Source organism: Kocuria cellulosilytica (assembly GCF_040981245.1).
GTDB lineage: Bacteria > Actinomycetota > Actinomycetes > Actinomycetales > Micrococcaceae > Kocuria > Kocuria cellulosilytica.
Window position 1 is genome coordinate 1 of record NZ_JAVFWZ010000156.1, and the last position, 513, is coordinate 513.

At 47.8% G+C, this 513-nt stretch carries 1 rRNA gene; it reads left to right on the forward strand.

Annotated features, from left to right (window positions below):
* Positions 1-228: 228 nt before the first annotated feature.
* Positions 229-513, forward strand: a 16S ribosomal RNA gene (locus tag RCG67_RS17470); the annotation flags it as partial.

The following is a 513-nucleotide window of genomic DNA, read 5'->3' on the forward strand; positions in this document are numbered from 1 at the left end:
GAGCTTGACAAAAAATCACTTCTGTGATAAAATAATCAAGTCGTCAGCCGCTTGGCTGAGGCGCTACAGGACCTTGAAAATTGAACAATATCGAAAAACTTGTAACGGAACCTATTTTCGTGTTGGAAAAACACGTTAAACAATTCCAAACAAAGTAATTCACACAGGACGCAAGCGATTGCGTGCTGAGCGAAGAGAGATTTAACACTTTTTAAGTGATAAATATCATTTATAAAGAGTTTGATCCTGGCTCAGGACGAACGCTGGCGGCGCGCCTAACACATGCAAGTCGAACGAGAGATGAGGAGCTTGCTCTTCAAATCGAGTGGCGAACGGGTGAGTAACGCGTGAGGAACCTGCCTCAAAGAGGGGGACAACAGTTGGAAACGACTGCTAATACCGCATAAGCCCACGGCTCGGCATCGAGCAGAGGGAAAAGGAGCAATCCGCTTTGAGATGGCCTCGCGTCCGATTAGCTGGTTGGTGAGGTAACGGCCCACCAAGGCGACGATC